This is a genomic window from Streptomyces sp. A0592, from assembly GCF_004795115.1.
GTDB lineage: Bacteria > Actinomycetota > Actinomycetes > Streptomycetales > Streptomycetaceae > Streptomyces > Streptomyces erythrochromogenes.
The window spans coordinates 188523-202261 of sequence record NZ_SSBM01000013.1 but is presented as its reverse complement, the minus strand read 5'-3'; the positions used below and the strand labels follow the sequence as shown (position 1 = coordinate 202261).

The window sequence follows — 13739 nt, the reverse complement described above, 5'->3', positions numbered from 1 at the left end:
GTCCCGGCCGAGCCGGTGGCCGCCGAGCCGCAGCCCGTCGTGGCCGCCCCGGCGGAGCCCGCCGCCCCGGCGCAGCCCGCCGAGCAGGCCGAGGCCGTCGTGCCCGAGCCGGTCGAGGCCGTCGCCGCCGAGGCGGAGCCCGGGACCCTGCCCGAGGCGCCCGTCGCGGCCGAGCCCGCCGGCGACCCGGCCCCCGGCTACGACGACGCCGAGCGCGAGGCCGTCCTGCGCGTCATGCGCGAGCGCCGTGACATCCGCAAGGGCTTCCGTACCGACCCGATCCCGCACGAGGTGCTGCTCCGCGTCCTGGAGGCGGCCCACACCGCCCCCAGCGTCGGCCACTCCCAGCCCTGGGACTTCGTCGTCATCCGCTCCGCCGACACCCGCCGGACGATGCACGAGCTCGCCCAGCGCCAGCGCGAGGCCTACGCGAAGTCGCTGCCCAAGGGCCGGGCGAAGCAGTTCAAGGAACTCAAGATCGAGGCCATCCTCGACACCCCGGTGAACATCGTCGTCACCGCCGACCCCACCCGCGGCGGCCGCCACACCCTCGGCCGGCACACCCAGCCGCAGATGGCCCCGTACTCCTCGGCCCTCGCCGTCGAGAACCTCTGGCTCGCCGCGCGCGCCGAAGGCCTCGGCGTCGGCTGGGTGAGCTTCTTCGACGAGCGCGAGATGGTCCGCGAGCTCGGCCTGCCCGAGCACCTGGAGGTCGTCGCGTACCTGTGCGTCGGCTACGTCGACGAGTTCCCGGAGGAGCCCGAGCTGGCCCAGGCCGGCTGGTCCCAGCGCCGCCCGCTGTCCTGGGTGGTCCACGAGGAGACCTACGGCCGCCGCGCGCTGCCCGGCGAGGAGCCGCACGACCTCCTCTCCGAGACGGTCGCCAGCATCCGCCCGCTCGACGCGAAGGCGCTCGGCGAGGCCTGGGAGCGCCAGAAGCGCATGACCAAGCCCGCCGGCGCCCTGGGCATGCTGGAGATCATCTCCGCCCAGCTCGCGGGCCTCTCCCGGGTCTGCCCGCCGCCGATCCCGGAGCCGGCCGCAGTCGCGATCTTCGCGGGCGACCACGGCGTGCACGCCCAGGGCGTCACCCCGTGGCCCCAGGAGGTCACCACGCAGATGGTCGCCAACTTCCTGGGCGGCGGTGCGGTCTGCAACGCCTTCGCCAACCAGGTGGGCGCCGAGGTCTGCGTGATCGACGTCGGCGTCGCCGGCGACCTCCCGGCCACCCCCGGCCTGCTGCCCCGCAAGGTCCGCCCCGGCACGGCCGACCTGTCCACCGGCCCTGCGATGACCCGCGAGGAGGCGATCGCCGCCATCGAGGTGGGCATCGAGACGGCCCGCGACCTGGTCGCGGCCGGCAACAAGGCGCTCCTCACGGGCGAGATGGGCATCGCCAACACCACGGTCTCCGCGGCGCTCATCTCGGTCTTCACCGGCGTCGACCCGTCCGAGGTCACCGGCCGCGGCACGGGCATCAACGACGAGACCCACGCCCGCAAGGTCGAGGTTGTCCGCCGTGCCCTGGAACTCCACCAGCCGGACCCGGCGGACCCGATCGGCGTTCTCGCGGCGATCGGCGGCCTGGAGCACGCGGCCATCGTCGGCCTCCTGCTCGGCGGCGCCTCCCTGCGTACGCCGGTGATCCTGGACGGCGTCAGCGCCGGAGCCGCCGCCCTGGTGGCCCGCGCCATCGCGCCCGAGTCCCTGTCGGCCTGCATCGCGGGCCACCGCAGCGCCGAGCCGGGCCACGTGGCGGCCCTGAACAAGCTGGGCCTGCGCCCCCTGGTCGACCTGGACCTCCGCCTCGGCGAGGGCACGGGCGCCCTGCTGGCCCTCCCGCTGGTCCAGAGCGCGGCCCGCGCCATGCACGAGGTGGCCACCTTCGACTCGGCGGGCGTCACCGAGAAGTAGCCCGCCCCGGTCCGGCGCGGCCGGTGCACCCCGTGGGGGCGCGTGCCGGTCCGGTGTGGGGCGGGGACGCTCCGGGACGTCCCCCGCAGGCCGAGCGAACCCGGCGCCGGTCGGCGGGCCGGTCCCGCCCGGGGTTCGCGAGCCGAGGAGACGTCCCGGAGGGGCACCGCCCCACCGCGAAGCCGCCCAGGCCCGTGGCCGGCCCCGCCGCACACGACCGGCCCCGCGGGCGTTCGAGGCTTCGGGGTCCGGGGCGGAGCCCCGGGGAGCGGGCCGCGCAGCCGCCCGCGCAGCCGCGGGCCCCCGTCCGCGCTGTGGGACGGCGCGCGCCGTATGGTGGACCCGCACCAAGAACCCGCACGTCAGTACTCCGCCAGTACCCCCGCCGCTCCAGAGCCGCAGCGGCAAGACAGAACGACCGCCGCATCAGGAGCCGCACCGCCATGGCCGACACCCCCGCCTACCCCGTAGGACTCCGCCTCGCCGGCCGCCGCGTCGTCGTCATCGGCGGTGGCCAGGTCGCCCAGCGCCGCCTCCCCGCGCTCATCGCGGCCGGCGCCGACGTCCTGCTCGTCTCGCCCTCCGCCACCCCCTCCGTGGACGCCATGGCCGAGACCGGCGAGATCCGCTGGGAGCGCCGCCGCTACCAGGACGGCGACCTCGCCGGCGCCTGGTACGCCCTCATCGCCACCCAGCACCGCGACGTCAACGAGCAGGCCTCCGCCGAGGCCGAGCGCGAGCGCGTCTGGTGCGTCCGCGCCGACGACGCCTCCGCGGCCACCGCGTGGACCCCGGCCACCGGCCGCATCGAGGGCGTCACCGTCGCCGTGCTGACGGGCAACGACCCGCGCCGTTCCGCGGCCGTCCGGGACGCCGTGGTCGAGGGCCTGCGCGACGGCAGCCTCGCCGCCCCCGGCCACCGCCACAGGTCCACGCCCGGCGTCGCCCTCGTCGGCGGCGGCCCCGGCGACCCCGACCTGATCACCGTGCGCGGCCGCCGGCTCCTCGCCGAGGCCGACGTGGTCATCGCCGACCGGCTGGGCCCCCGCGACCTGCTCGACGAGCTCCCCCCGCACGTCGAGGTCATCGACGCCGCGAAGATCCCGTACGGCCGGTTCATGGCCCAGGAGGCCATCAACAACGCGCTGATCGAGCACGCCAAGGCCGGCAAGGCCGTGGTCCGCCTCAAGGGCGGGGACCCCTACGTCTTCGGCCGCGGCATGGAGGAGCTCCAGGCCCTCGCCGAGGCCGGCATCGCCTGCACCGTCGTCCCCGGTATCTCCAGCTCCATCTCGGTCCCCGGCGCCGCCGGCATCCCGGTCACCCACCGCGGGGTCGCCCACGAGTTCACCGTGGTCAGCGGCCACGTCGGCCCCGACGACCCGCGCTCCCTCGTGGACTGGGCCTCCCTCGCCAAGCTCACCGGCACCCTGGTGATCCTCATGGGCGTCGACAAGATCGGCCTGATCGCCGAGGCGCTGGTCCGGCACGGCCGCTCCGCGGACACCCCGGTCGCGGTCGTCCAGGAGGGCACCACCGCCACCCAGCGCCGCGTGGACGCCACCCTCGCCACGGTCGGCGAGACGGTCCGCGCCGAGGAGGTCCGTCCGCCCGCGGTCATCGTCGTCGGCGAGGTCGTCCGCGTCGGAACCCCGGACGTTCCCACCACCAGCGCCTGACAGGCCGTTGGCACCGCACCCAGGACAAGGCAGTATCACCCTGTGGCTGATCTCATCACCATCACCGACCCCGACGACCCCCGCCTGCGCGACTACACGGGCCTGACCGACGTCGAACTCCGGCGCAGGCGAGAGCCCGCGGAAGGCCTCTTCATCGCCGAGGGCGAGAAGGTCATCAGACGGGCCAAGGACGCCGGGTACGAGATGCGCTCGATGCTGCTCTCCGCCAAGTGGGTCGACGTCATGCGCGACGTCATCGACGAGATCCCGGCACCGGTCTACGCCGTCAGCCCCGACCTCGCCGAACGCGTCACCGGCTACCACGTGCACCGCGGCGCCCTCGCCTCCATGCAGCGCAAGCCGCTGCCCACGGCCGAGGAACTCCTCGCCACGACCCGCCGCGTGGTCGTCATGGAGGCGGTCAACGACCACACCAACATCGGGGCCATCTTCCGCAGCGCCGCGGCCCTCGGCATGGACGCGGTGCTGCTGTCGCCCGACTGCGCCGACCCGCTCTACCGGCGCTCGGTGAAGGTCTCCATGGGCGCGGTGTTCTTCGTCCCCTACGCCCGTCTGGAGGCCTGGCCCAAGAGCCTGGACTCGGTGCGCGAGGCCGGCTTCAAGCTGCTCGCGCTGACCCCGCACGAGAAGGCGACGCCGATCGACGTGGCGGCGCCGCAGTCCCTGGAGCGGGTCGCGCTGATGCTCGGCGCAGAGGGCGACGGCCTGTCCACGCAGGCACTGGTCGCCGCCGACGAGTGGGTGCGCATCCCCATGGCCCACGGCGTGGACTCGCTGAACGTGGGCGCAGCCGCCGCGGTCGCCTTCTACGCCGTGGCCCAGGGCCGCCCCTAGCGGGCGCTACAGCTTCTGGGCGGCCGCGATGCCCAGCGCCACGATCAGCGTGACCACGATGAACACGATCAGGCGCTGGCGCATCAGCTTCGGGTCCGGCCGCGACGGGCGGCGCCCCGCACCCGTCGTCCTGGGCGCCGGGCGGCCGCCCGTGCGCCCCGCGGTCGGCCGGGAGGACGGGCCGGGACCGCGCGGGTTGCGCGAGGAGGAGGGCCGCGAGTGCGGGCCGCCCGGCGGGCCGCCCTGCACCCTGGGCGCACCCCCGCCCGTACGGCGCTCCGTGCGCTGCTCGGCGTGGTCCGGGGAGGCCTCGGGCAGCCGTCCCGTCGGCCGCTCCGTGCGTGCCCGCTGCGCCGGCGGGCGGCCGTCCGACAGCCCCTGCGCCTCGCGGGCCGCGATCTCCTTGAGCCGCATCGACAGCTGGAGCGTGCTGGGCCGCTCCTCGGGGTCCTTGGCCAGGCAGGCCCGTACGAGGGGCGCCAGCGCGTCGGGGACGCCCTGCAGGTGCGGCTCCTCGTGCACCACGCGGTACAGCATGACCTCGGAACTGCCGTGCCCGAAGGGCGAGTCGGCGGTGGCCGCGTAGGCGAGGGTGGCGCCGAGCGCGAAGACGTCCGTGGCCGGGGTGACGGCGGCGCCGCGCACCTGCTCGGGCGCGAGGAAGCCGGGGGAGCCGACGGCCGTACCCACATGGGTGAGGGTGCTCGCGCCGGTGGCCCAGGCGATCCCGAAGTCGATGATCCGGGGGCCCTTGGGGGACAGCAGGATGTTCGAGGGCTTGAGGTCCCGGTGGACGACTCCCGCCTCGTGCACGGCGACCAGCCCCTCGGAGAGCGCGGCGCCGACGGCGGCGATCTGCGCGGCCGTCAGGGGGCCCTCCTCGGCCACCTTGTCGTGCAGCGAGGGCCCGGGCACGTACTGGGTGGCGAACCACGGCCGCTCGGCCTCCAGGTCGGCGGCGACCAGGCGCGCCGTGCACCCGCCCCGGATCCGCCGGGCCGCGGACACCTCGCGGGCGAACCGCGAGCGGAACTCCTGGTCCTCGGCCAGGTCCGGCCGGATGACCTTGAGCGCGACGCGCTGCCCGCGCCGGTCCGAGCCCAGGTAGACCACGCCCATGCCGCCGGCTCCGAGCCGCCGGTGCAGTCTGAACGAGCCGACGACACGCGGGTCCTCGCGCCGGAGCCGCATCATCGCCATGTCCACCCCGCTGACCGGTCGTCCTGTTGACCTGCCACAGCTTACGGACCATCCGGCATGCGTGCTCAGAGGCCGCGCCCTCGTCGGGGGATTCGATTGTCAGTGCGGCACAGCACACTTGAGAGAGCCTCAGGGATCCCGCCCGCCGGCCCGGAGGAGGGCGGCCGCAGGCCCAAACAGCCCTTCGGGCAAGGGGATTGGTGCTCCGGTGCAGGTCGGAGTGGGCCGGAGCGCGCACCGGCGCCGCCGCAACCGGAGTCGATCTTGTCGAGGCCCGATCGGCGGACACGCATGAACGGGGAGTGACGGAAGTGAGGGAAGTCACTACCCTCCGGTCATCCCCTCCGGGATGACCCCGACGCGAGGGGGACGGTCTCCACCCAGGGGAGTACACGGCGGGGCCGCCCTCATCCTCCTGGAGGCCCGGCAATGGGTACGAGGGCATGAGGCCTGCGGCCGTCCGCCCGCCTAGTGTTGAAGTCAAGCGGCGGGTGATGCACTCGTCCCCCGAGGTCAAGAGCCCGCCGCTGCCAGACGACAGGGAGAGGACCATGGCGGACATCGCACGGCAGGGACGCAAGGCATTCGCGTTCAACAGCCATGAGTCCGGCACCCGCCACCCACTGGTGGCCGCGGCCATGGTGCTCCCCCTGGCCGCCCTGCTGCTCTTCCTCTTCGGAGGGTTCGATCAGCTGGCGGCACAGGCGTCGTCCGTGGGCATGATGCCGGGGCGCTGAGCGGCGCTCCGGGCCCGGGAGAGCGGCCCGGGCCGGGACATCGGCCTGTCGTACCCCGTGGGGACGGGGGCGCGACGGACGGCAGGTGAAGGGTGCTGCCCGTACGGCTGGGGAGTCGTACGGGCAGCACCCTTTTTGACGTCCCTGCACCCGTGTGGAGGAACGCGAAAGCCCCGGCCGTGGAGACGGCCGGGGCTTTCCGGTGGTGCGCGATACTGGGATTGAACCAGTGACCTCTTCCGTGTCAGGGAAGCGCTCTCCCGCTGAGCTAATCGCGCGGGACCGCGGTGCGAAACCGCAGATGGTGCGTGTACTGCGTGCGCGATACTGGGATTGAACCAGTGACCTCTTCCGTGTCAGGGAAGCGCTCTCCCGCTGAGCTAATCGCGCGGGGATCCTTGCGGATCAGTGGACGATACTGGGATTGAACCAGTGACCTCTTCCGTGTCAGGGAAGCGCTCTCCCGCTGAGCTAATCGTCCTTGGAGGTGGAGACGGGATTTGAACCCGTGTAGACGGCTTTGCAGGCCGTTGCCTCGCCTCTCGGCCACTCCACCATGGAGCTGCAGGGGTTCTCGGGAAGATCCCCCACTTCGAGCGGACGACGAGACTCGAACTCGCGACATCCACCTTGGCAAGGTGGTGCTCTACCAACTGAGCTACGTCCGCAGGTCACCGTGTTCGCTCCGGGGTTTTCCCCCTTCGCTCCCTGGCGACGTGTTGAACTCTAGCGGATTCCCGGGCCAGCTCAAAAACGCGTTTCCGCAGCGTGCTGCCGCTCGATCACCACAGGTCACCCGGCCGTCACCGCACCGGCGCCCTCGCGTCACCGGTCATAGACTCGCAGCCGTGCACGACCTGCCCCCCTTGGCCCGCTTCGGCGGCCTCCTCGCGACAGACCTGCGGGATGTCACCAGTGATCCCGCCGCCCTCGACTCCACCGGCTTCTGGGCGGTGGCCGCCGACTTCGAAGGGCGCCTCGTCTGCGCGCGTTTCGGCGACGTCCGGCCCGACCCCGTTCCCGCGCCCGTGCCCGGTGCCTGGACCGGTCCCGACGCCGATCAGTGGAGCTCCTCCCTCGACCGGGCCGCGTACGTCGCCGGAGTACGCCGCATCCGCGAGCACATCGCGGCCGGCGAGGTCTACCAGGCCAACCTCTGCCGGGTGATGTCCGCGCCGCTGCCGCACCCGGACCGCGCCGACGTCGACGCCCTCACCGCACTCCTCGCGCGCGGCAACCCCGCTCCCTTCGCAGGAACGATTCGTCTCGCGGCGCACGGCGTGGAGATCGCCACCGCCTCGCCCGAGCTGTTCCTGCGCCGCGACGGCCGCCGCGTCGAGTCCGGACCCATCAAGGGCACCGGCCGCACCGCCGACGACCTCCTTCCCAAGGACCACGCCGAGAACGTGATGATCGTGGACCTCGTACGCAACGACCTCGGCCGGGTCTGCGCCACGGGCTCCGTGTCCGTCCCCGAACTGTGCGCCGTCGAGGAGCATCCCGGCCTCGTGCACCTCGTCTCCACCGTCAGCGGCGAACTGGCCGACGGGGCCGGCTGGCCGGAGCTGCTCGCCGCGACCTTCCCGCCCGGATCCGTCACGGGCGCGCCCAAGTCCTCCGCCCTGCGGATCATCGAGGCCCTGGAGACCGCCCCGCGCGGCCCCTACTGCGGGGGCATCGGCTGGGTCGACGCGGACCGCGGCACCGGCGAGCTCGCCGTCGGCATCCGTACCTTCTGGATCGACCGGGAGGCACCCGGCGCCCCCCGCCTGCTCTTCGGCACCGGGGCCGGCATCACCTGGGGTTCCGACCCCGACCGCGAGTGGGCGGAGACCGAGCTCAAGGCGGCCCGCCTGCTGCGGGTCGCTGCCGGCCGGGAGACCAGCGGCCCCCAGAGGGCGAACGGCACCACGGGAAGGACAGCACCATGAGGATCTGGCTCGACGGAGCCCTGAGGGACGTCGACGGCGCGACCGTGTCCGTCCTCGACCACGGGCTCACCGTGGGCGACGGCGTGTTCGAGACGCTCAAGACCGAGCACGGCCGGGCCTTCGCGCTCACCCGCCACCTGGAGCGGCTGACCCGCTCGGCCCGGGGCCTCGGCCTCCCCGACCCCGACCTCGACGAGGTGCGCCGCGCCTGCGCCGCCGTCCTGGAGGCCGAACCCGTCGAGCACGGGCGGCTGCGCGTCACCTACACCGGCGGCGTCGCCCCGCTCGGCTCCGACCGGGGCGACGCGGCGCCCACCCTGATCGCCGCCGTCGCCGCGTCCCCCCGCCGGCCGGACACCACCGCCGTCGTCACGGTGCCCTGGGTCCGCAACGAGCGCTCCGCCGTGGCCGGCCTGAAGACCACCTCGTACGCGGAGAACGTGGTCGCCCTCGCCGCCGCGCACCGGGCGGGCGCCTCCGAGGCGCTCCTGGCCAACACCGTGGGCCGGCTCTGCGAGGGCACCGGCTCCAACGTGTTCGTCGTGCTCGACGGGGAGCTGCACACCCCGCCCCTGGAATCGGGCTGCCTCGCCGGGATCACCCGGGCCCTCGTCGTCGAGTGGGCCGGCGCCAAGGAGACCGACCTGCCCTTCGAGGTGCTGGAACAGGCCGAGGAGGTCTTCGTGACCTCCTCGCTGCGCGACGCACAGGCGGTCGTCCGCCTCGACGGACGGGAGCTGGGGACCGGGCCCGGACGGGTCACCGCCGAGGTCATGCGGATCTTCCAGGTGAAGGCCGGCGCTGACCTCGATCCGTGAACACCGGTGACGCGGAGCCGCGGGGCAGGTAGAACTCGAAGTGATGACCACCACCCTGCGGCCCGCGCAGCCGCTTCAGCGAAACAGTGACGGCACCCGACGGCGGGCCTACGAGGTCCGGGTCAACAGCCGCCGGGTCGGCACGCTCGAACTGGCCACCCGGTCCGCCGTGCAGCCCGGCATCGGCGTGATCCGGGGGCTGTGGATCGACGAGGGCGACCGCCGGCGCGGACGCGGCACGGTCGCCGCGCTCGCCGCCGAGGAGGTGCTGCGCTCCTGGCGCTGCACCGGGGTCGCGGTGTCGGTGCCCGCCGACGCCGGGCCGGCGCTGCGGATGGCGGCGGCCCTCGGCTACCGGGAGACCGGCCGGGTCATGGTCAAGGACCTGCCGGAGCCGCCGCCGGACCTCCCGGCGGGCAGCGTCGGCCGGCCGATGACCCGGGCCGAGTTCGACGCCTGGCTGGAGCCGGGCATCGTGGAGTACGGCAGCCGGCTCGTCGCCCCGGGCATGACCGAGGAGCAGGGCGTGGCCGCCTCCCGCGCCGAGCACGCCAGGATGCTGCCCGACGGCCCGGACACCCCCGGGACGGACTTCCTCCTGCTGGAGAACCCGGCGGGGGAGACGCTGGGCACCGTGTGGATCGGGGAGTGCGAACTGCCGGGCCTCGGCGCCGTCCCGTACGTGTACGACGTCAAGGTCGAGCCCGAGCACCGCGGGCAGGGCCACGGGCGGACCCTCATGCTCCTCGCCGAACGGACCGTCCTGGCCGCCGGAGGGAGCCGGCTGGGCCTGCACGTGGTCGAGGGCAACACCCCGGCCCGGCGGCTCTACGAGTCGCTCGGGTACCGGGACCTCGCGGTGAACGCCTCCAAGGTGCTGATCTAGGGGGTCAGGCGGCGAGGAGGCGGTCGACGATCTCCTCGATGCGGGCGCGCAGGCCCTCCTGGCTCTTGCCGCCGTCGAGGCGCTCGCCGTCGATCACGTAGGTCGGGGTGCCGGTCACGCCGATCGCCTTGCCCTCGGCCTGGTCGGCGTCGACGATCAGGATGTGCCGGCCGTCGATCAGGGCGGTGTCGAACTCCTCGACGTCGAGGCCGAGGTCGCGGGCCACGTCCAGCAGCACCGGCTCGCCCCGCTCGGACAGCTCCGCGGTGCGGGCCAGCAGGGCCTCGGCGTAGGGCCAGCCACGGCCCTGCTCGGCGGCCTCCTCGGCCGCCTGCGCGGCGGCGAACGCGTGCTTGTGCTTCTCCAGCGGGAAGTGGCGCAGCCGGATGTCCAGCCGGTCGCCGTAGCGGGCCCGCAGGGCGCGGACGTCGTCCAGGGCGCGGTGGCAGTCCGGGCACTGCAGTTCGCACCAGACGTCGAGGATCACGGAATCGGTCATGCGGACAGTCTCCCAGGACCTGGGGAGGAGATCCGACCCCGATATCTCCCGGAGATCCGCACGGGGGATGCCCCGTGCCTGGCCCCTGCGGCTGCGGGCGGTGCACGATGGACGGACGGGGACAGACCGCCCCGCCCTCGAAGAGTCCGGAGGACCGCATGCTTGCCGAGACCATTTGCTCCGCGGTGTCCGCGGCGGGCCTGGGCATCGCCGTGGTGACCGCCTACCGCAGGCGGTTCCTGGCCGCCGCGCGGATCACCGCGTACTCGCTGGTGCCGGTCGGCCTCGTGCTGACGGGTGTCGTGGAGTGGCTGACCGGCATCGTCTTCAACCCGACCGTCTGGATCGGCTTCGGGCTGCTGGGGCTGGCCTGGCTGATCCTCTTCACCACCCGCGCCGTCGAGCGGCGCAGCCTGGGCGGCTCCGGCCGGCCCGCGAGGAAGAAGGCTAAGGGGGGCGCCTCCCCGGAGGCCGTGGCCCCGGCCGCCTCCAAGCCCTCCCTGGGCGCCGCCGCCCCCACCACCCGCCGCGACCAGCCGCCCGCCGCCCCAGCGGACGACTTCTCCGACATCGAGGCCATCCTCAAGAAGCACGGCATCTGACGACACCCCGGACCGGGCCCGCAGGGCCTCAGCGCTTCTTGGTCTGCTTCCGCTGCGGGCGGTTCCACTCGCCCCGGTGCTGCTGACAGCGGGGGTAGCCGATCATCGCGGGATTCCTGCACGGTTTGCCGGTCTTGGTCTTCGTCGACCCGCACTTGACCTGATATCCCACAGGTCCTCCCTTTCGTCGGGATGAGCGACACCGGATGGAGGAGGCCGGTCTCGGCTCCGGCGCGGTCTCCCGTGCCCCGAACGCGTGCCCCCGGACGACAGTGTCCGAGCCCTTGGGCCGCCGCCAGGGCGCACGCCAGGAGCGCGCGAAGCAGGCAGCGGGCCGGAAGCACGGTGGGCGGGGTGGGGGAGGCGGATCGCGGTACGTCCACAAGATCGAGCGAACTGCCGCGCGAGTGTTGGCGTGTTGAGAGGTGCGCGGCGGCCCGCTGCGCCATCATCGGCGCGACATGTTCGAGACATCGCAGAGTGACCCCGCGGTGCCCGTCCCGGTACCCGACCCCGTCGCCGACGAGCCGCGGGGCTGCCTGTTCGCGCTCTCCCAGCCGCCGCTGATGATCTTCCTAGCGGTGATCGGGATCCTGCTGCTGCTCGCCGCCGTGCACGATCTCTTCCTGCTCTGACGGACCCGCGTCGGCTTCCTTGCGGCGGGCCCGGTACGCCGCCACGTGCAGCCGGTTCCCGCAGGTCCGGCTGTCGCAGTAGCGCCGGGAGCGGTTGCGCGAGAGGTCCACGAAGGCGCGCCGGCAGTCGGGGGCCTCGCAGCGGCGCAGCCGTTCCTCCTCGCCGGAGACCACGATGAAGGCCAGTGCCATGCCGCCGTCGGCCGCCAGGTGATCGCCCACCGACGCGCCCGGCGCGAAGTAGTGCACGTGCCAGTCGTAGCCGTCGTGGTCGGTCAGCTGCGGGGTGGTGCCCGCGGTCGCCACGAGTTCGTTGATCAGCACGGACGCGGCGCGCGCGCTCGGCGCCGCGAAGACCTGGGCGAACTTCGAGCGCACGGTCCGGACGCCGGCCAGATCACGGGCGCCGAGCTCGCCGACGTCGCTGATCGAGTACTCCTGGACGAAGCCGCGCAGCGCGCCGATGTCCGAGAGACCGTCGGGCTGGTCGGGTTCGGCCGCGGTGTTCACCAGCGCGACGACGACGTCGAGCGCGCGACGGGTGTCGTGTGGGATCTGCACGGTGTCTCCCTGGGGGCCGGGCCTGCGGCGACGGGCGTGCCGCCGATGCCGCCCGACAATAGCCGGTCCCCGCGCAGCACACAGGCGCCGTCCTCGCGGGTGGCTTCCGCGGGAACAGCGCCGGCGCAGGCGTATGTGGTTGTCCGCTCCGCACCGTCGCCCCGAGTCGGACGGTGTCGAGCGGCCGGGAGCCTGGCTCAGCTTTCGGCCAGGATGTGGGAGAGCTCCTTGTCGAGGTCGAAGTGCCGGTGCTCGGTCCCGGGTGGAACCGCGGCGTCCGTCCGCTTGAGGAACGACTCCAGGGCTCGGGCGGGTGCTTCGAGAAGCGCTTCTCCCTCCGGTGAGCTCAGGGCGATGCAGACGACGCCCTGACCGTGACTGCGGGAGGGCCAGACGCGGACGTCGCCGGTACCGGTGGGCCGGTGGAGACCCTCCGCGAGGAGGTCGCGGGCGAATACCCATTCGACCGTCTCCTCGGCGCCGGTGTGGAAGGTGGCGTGCACGGCGTAGGGGTCGGCCGTGTCATACCGCAGGCCCGCGGGAACAGGCAGTGAGGACTCGCTCGACACAACGAGGCGCAGGTGCAGCTCGCAGCTGACCGTGGTGTTCATAAGCGCCAGGGCCTTTCGCTCAGTGTGCGCTCGGGGATTCGCACGTCGGCGAAATCGACATGCCACCTACGGTGTCGTTGTAAACCCCTCTGACCGTTTTGCGGACCTCTGGGTCCCTCGGACGGCGGATCCAAACCATCGTTCCCGTGTGCTTCGCGCTCGGGTAGATTCGAGTCATGAATACGGGGAGTGACCGCGGAACGAACGAGTCCGCTACCGGCGACACCGCCACGGAAACCACCGCGCAGACCGCCGCGGAGACCGCGGAGGAAACGCCGCACGTGTCGAAGGCGCCCGCCTTCATCAAGGCCAGCAAGAGCCTGCACCTCAGCTGGCAGGTCGGCGTCTTCATCGTCGGCCTCGCGGTGATCGCCGCAGGCGTCGCCATGCTCGTCCTGCCCGGCCCCGGCTGGGTCGCGATCTTCGCGGGCCTGGCGATCTGGGCCACCGAGTTCGCCTGGGCCCACCTCGTCCTGCGCTGGACCAAGCGCAAGGTCACCGAGGCCGCGCAGAAGGCGCTCGACCCGAAGGTGCGCCGCCGCAACATCATCCTGACCACCGTCGGCCTCGTCATCGCGGGCGCCCTGATCGGCTTCTACCTGTGGAAGTACGGGCTCGTCCTGCCCTGGGACCTCAAGGACCAGTGATGGTCAAAGAGCACCGCTGACATGGGGTAATGTTTGCGGTGCGTCCGGGCGATTAGCTCAGTGGGAGAGCACTTCGTTCACACCGAAGGGGTCACTGGTTCGAACCCAGTATCGCCCACCCGGACCAGAGGCCCGGAGACTTTCACCGTCTCCGGGCCTCTGGC

15 protein-coding genes and 6 tRNA genes are annotated in these 13739 nt (G+C 73.2%); 11 read left to right on the top strand and 10 right to left on the bottom strand.

Annotation, left to right across the window (positions count from 1 at the left end; genetic code table 11):
* The 3 genes from cobT to E6U81_RS20830 all read left to right on the top strand — a co-directional run.
* The coding region (gene cobT, locus E6U81_RS20840) for a nicotinate-nucleotide--dimethylbenzimidazole phosphoribosyltransferase (protein ID WP_136231605.1) at positions 1–1914 on the top strand (1914 nt) is incomplete at its 5' end.
* Between the two features lie 443 nt (positions 1915–2357).
* On the top strand, positions 2358–3593 hold the full coding sequence (gene cobA, locus E6U81_RS20835) for a uroporphyrinogen-III C-methyltransferase (protein WP_136231604.1): 1236 nt from the start codon (positions 2358–2360) through the stop codon (positions 3591–3593).
* A 42-nt stretch (positions 3594–3635) separates the two neighbouring features.
* Positions 3636–4448: an RNA methyltransferase gene (locus tag E6U81_RS20830; protein ID WP_136231603.1), complete on the top strand. Its 813-nt coding sequence runs from the start codon at positions 3636–3638 to the stop codon at positions 4446–4448.
* 6 nt (positions 4449–4454) lie between these two features.
* On the opposite strand, the gene E6U81_RS20825 is transcribed toward E6U81_RS20830, so the two are convergent.
* Positions 4455–5648, bottom strand: a complete 1194-nt coding sequence (locus E6U81_RS20825) for a serine/threonine-protein kinase (RefSeq protein WP_136231602.1) — start codon at positions 5646–5648, stop codon at positions 4455–4457.
* A gap of 551 nt (positions 5649–6199) precedes the next feature.
* On the opposite strand from E6U81_RS20825, the gene E6U81_RS20820 reads away from it, so the two are divergent.
* Positions 6200–6385, top strand: a complete 186-nt coding sequence (locus E6U81_RS20820) for a hypothetical protein (protein ID WP_030830068.1) — start codon at positions 6200–6202, stop codon at positions 6383–6385.
* A 203-nt stretch (positions 6386–6588) separates the two neighbouring features.
* Here the strand turns inward: E6U81_RS20820 and E6U81_RS20815 are convergent.
* The 5 genes from E6U81_RS20815 to E6U81_RS20795 form a co-directional block, all read right to left on the bottom strand.
* A tRNA-Val gene (locus tag E6U81_RS20815) sits at positions 6589–6663 on the bottom strand.
* A 40-nt stretch (positions 6664–6703) separates the two neighbouring features.
* Positions 6704–6775, bottom strand: a tRNA-Val gene (locus E6U81_RS20810).
* 19 nt (positions 6776–6794) lie between these two features.
* A tRNA-Val gene (locus E6U81_RS20805) sits at positions 6795–6866 on the bottom strand.
* A gap of 1 nt (position 6867) precedes the next feature.
* A tRNA-Cys gene (locus tag E6U81_RS20800) sits at positions 6868–6941 on the bottom strand.
* Positions 6942–6980: 39 nt separating this feature from the next.
* Positions 6981–7053 (bottom strand) — tRNA-Gly (locus tag E6U81_RS20795).
* A 180-nt stretch (positions 7054–7233) separates the two neighbouring features.
* On the opposite strand from E6U81_RS20795, the gene E6U81_RS20790 reads away from it, so the two are divergent.
* The 3 genes from E6U81_RS20790 to E6U81_RS20780 are packed head-to-tail and all read left to right on the top strand — an operon-like array spanning position 7234 to position 10020.
* Complete coding sequence (locus E6U81_RS20790; protein WP_168714690.1) at positions 7234–8316, top strand: chorismate-binding protein; 1083 nt, start codon at positions 7234–7236, stop codon at positions 8314–8316.
* Positions 8313–9134, top strand: coding sequence for an aminotransferase class IV (locus tag E6U81_RS20785; RefSeq protein ID WP_136231601.1), 822 nt, complete (start codon positions 8313–8315; stop codon positions 9132–9134). The genes E6U81_RS20790 and E6U81_RS20785 overlap by 4 nt, the downstream gene beginning before the upstream one ends.
* A gap of 43 nt (positions 9135–9177) precedes the next feature.
* Positions 9178–10020 carry a GNAT family N-acetyltransferase gene (locus tag E6U81_RS20780; protein WP_136231600.1) on the top strand — a complete coding sequence of 281 codons (843 nt, stop codon included), beginning with the start codon at positions 9178–9180 and terminating at the stop codon, positions 10018–10020.
* Between the two features lie 4 nt (positions 10021–10024).
* Here the strand turns inward: E6U81_RS20780 and E6U81_RS20775 are convergent, their stop codons facing one another.
* Positions 10025–10519: a DsbA family protein gene (locus E6U81_RS20775; RefSeq protein ID WP_136231599.1), complete on the bottom strand. Its 495-nt coding sequence runs from the start codon at positions 10517–10519 to the stop codon at positions 10025–10027.
* Between the two features lie 158 nt (positions 10520–10677).
* On the opposite strand from E6U81_RS20775, the gene E6U81_RS20770 reads away from it, so the two are divergent.
* Positions 10678–11121, top strand: a complete 444-nt coding sequence (locus E6U81_RS20770; RefSeq protein ID WP_136231598.1) for a hypothetical protein — start codon at positions 10678–10680, stop codon at positions 11119–11121.
* Between the two features lie 28 nt (positions 11122–11149).
* Here the strand turns inward: E6U81_RS20770 and E6U81_RS39940 are convergent, their stop codons facing one another.
* On the bottom strand, positions 11150–11293 hold the full coding sequence (locus E6U81_RS39940) for a hypothetical protein (RefSeq protein WP_168714689.1): 144 nt from the start codon (positions 11291–11293) through the stop codon (positions 11150–11152).
* Between the two features lie 289 nt (positions 11294–11582).
* Here E6U81_RS39940 and E6U81_RS20765 point away from each other — a divergent pair, with 289 nt between their 5' ends.
* Positions 11583–11756 (top strand): hypothetical protein, encoded by a 174-nt coding sequence (locus E6U81_RS20765; protein WP_173675212.1) that lies wholly within the window; start codon positions 11583–11585, stop codon positions 11754–11756.
* Here E6U81_RS20765 and E6U81_RS20760 read toward each other — a convergent pair.
* Positions 11697–12317, bottom strand: coding sequence for a CGNR zinc finger domain-containing protein (locus E6U81_RS20760; protein ID WP_136231597.1), 621 nt, complete (start codon positions 12315–12317; stop codon positions 11697–11699). The two genes, E6U81_RS20765 and E6U81_RS20760, sit on opposite strands and share 60 nt — an antisense overlap.
* 197 nt (positions 12318–12514) lie before the next feature.
* Positions 12515–12928, bottom strand: a complete 414-nt coding sequence (locus E6U81_RS20755) for an SsgA family sporulation/cell division regulator (protein WP_030011909.1) — start codon at positions 12926–12928, stop codon at positions 12515–12517.
* Positions 12929–13104: 176 nt separating this feature from the next.
* Here E6U81_RS20755 and E6U81_RS20750 point away from each other — a divergent pair, with 176 nt between their 5' ends.
* Together E6U81_RS20750 and E6U81_RS20745 are read left to right on the top strand one after the other, a co-directional pair.
* A complete protein-coding gene (locus E6U81_RS20750; protein ID WP_136231596.1) occupies positions 13105–13575 on the top strand; it encodes a TIGR02611 family protein in 471 nt (156 codons plus the stop codon).
* Between the two features lie 46 nt (positions 13576–13621).
* Positions 13622–13693 (top strand) — tRNA-Val (locus E6U81_RS20745).
* Positions 13694–13739: the final 46 nt, after the last annotated feature.

Coding starts and splice junctions, on each gene's coding strand:
- cobA (WP_136231604.1), top strand. CDS start 2,358: ATGGCCGACACCCCCGCCTACCCCGTAGGACTCCGCCTCGCCGGCCGC.
- E6U81_RS20825 (WP_136231602.1), bottom strand. CDS start 5,648: ATGGCGATGATGCGGCTCCGGCGCGAGGACCCGCGTGTCGTCGGCTCG.
- E6U81_RS20820 (WP_030830068.1), top strand. CDS start 6,200: ATGGCGGACATCGCACGGCAGGGACGCAAGGCATTCGCGTTCAACAGC.
- E6U81_RS20785 (WP_136231601.1), top strand. CDS start 8,313: ATGAGGATCTGGCTCGACGGAGCCCTGAGGGACGTCGACGGCGCGACC.
- E6U81_RS20780 (WP_136231600.1), top strand. CDS start 9,178: ATGACCACCACCCTGCGGCCCGCGCAGCCGCTTCAGCGAAACAGTGAC.
- E6U81_RS20775 (WP_136231599.1), bottom strand. CDS start 10,519: ATGACCGATTCCGTGATCCTCGACGTCTGGTGCGAACTGCAGTGCCCG.
- E6U81_RS20770 (WP_136231598.1), top strand. CDS start 10,678: ATGCTTGCCGAGACCATTTGCTCCGCGGTGTCCGCGGCGGGCCTGGGC.
- E6U81_RS20765 (WP_173675212.1), top strand. CDS start 11,583: ATGTTCGAGACATCGCAGAGTGACCCCGCGGTGCCCGTCCCGGTACCC.
- E6U81_RS20755 (WP_030011909.1), bottom strand. CDS start 12,928: ATGAACACCACGGTCAGCTGCGAGCTGCACCTGCGCCTCGTTGTGTCG.
- E6U81_RS20750 (WP_136231596.1), top strand. CDS start 13,105: ATGAATACGGGGAGTGACCGCGGAACGAACGAGTCCGCTACCGGCGAC.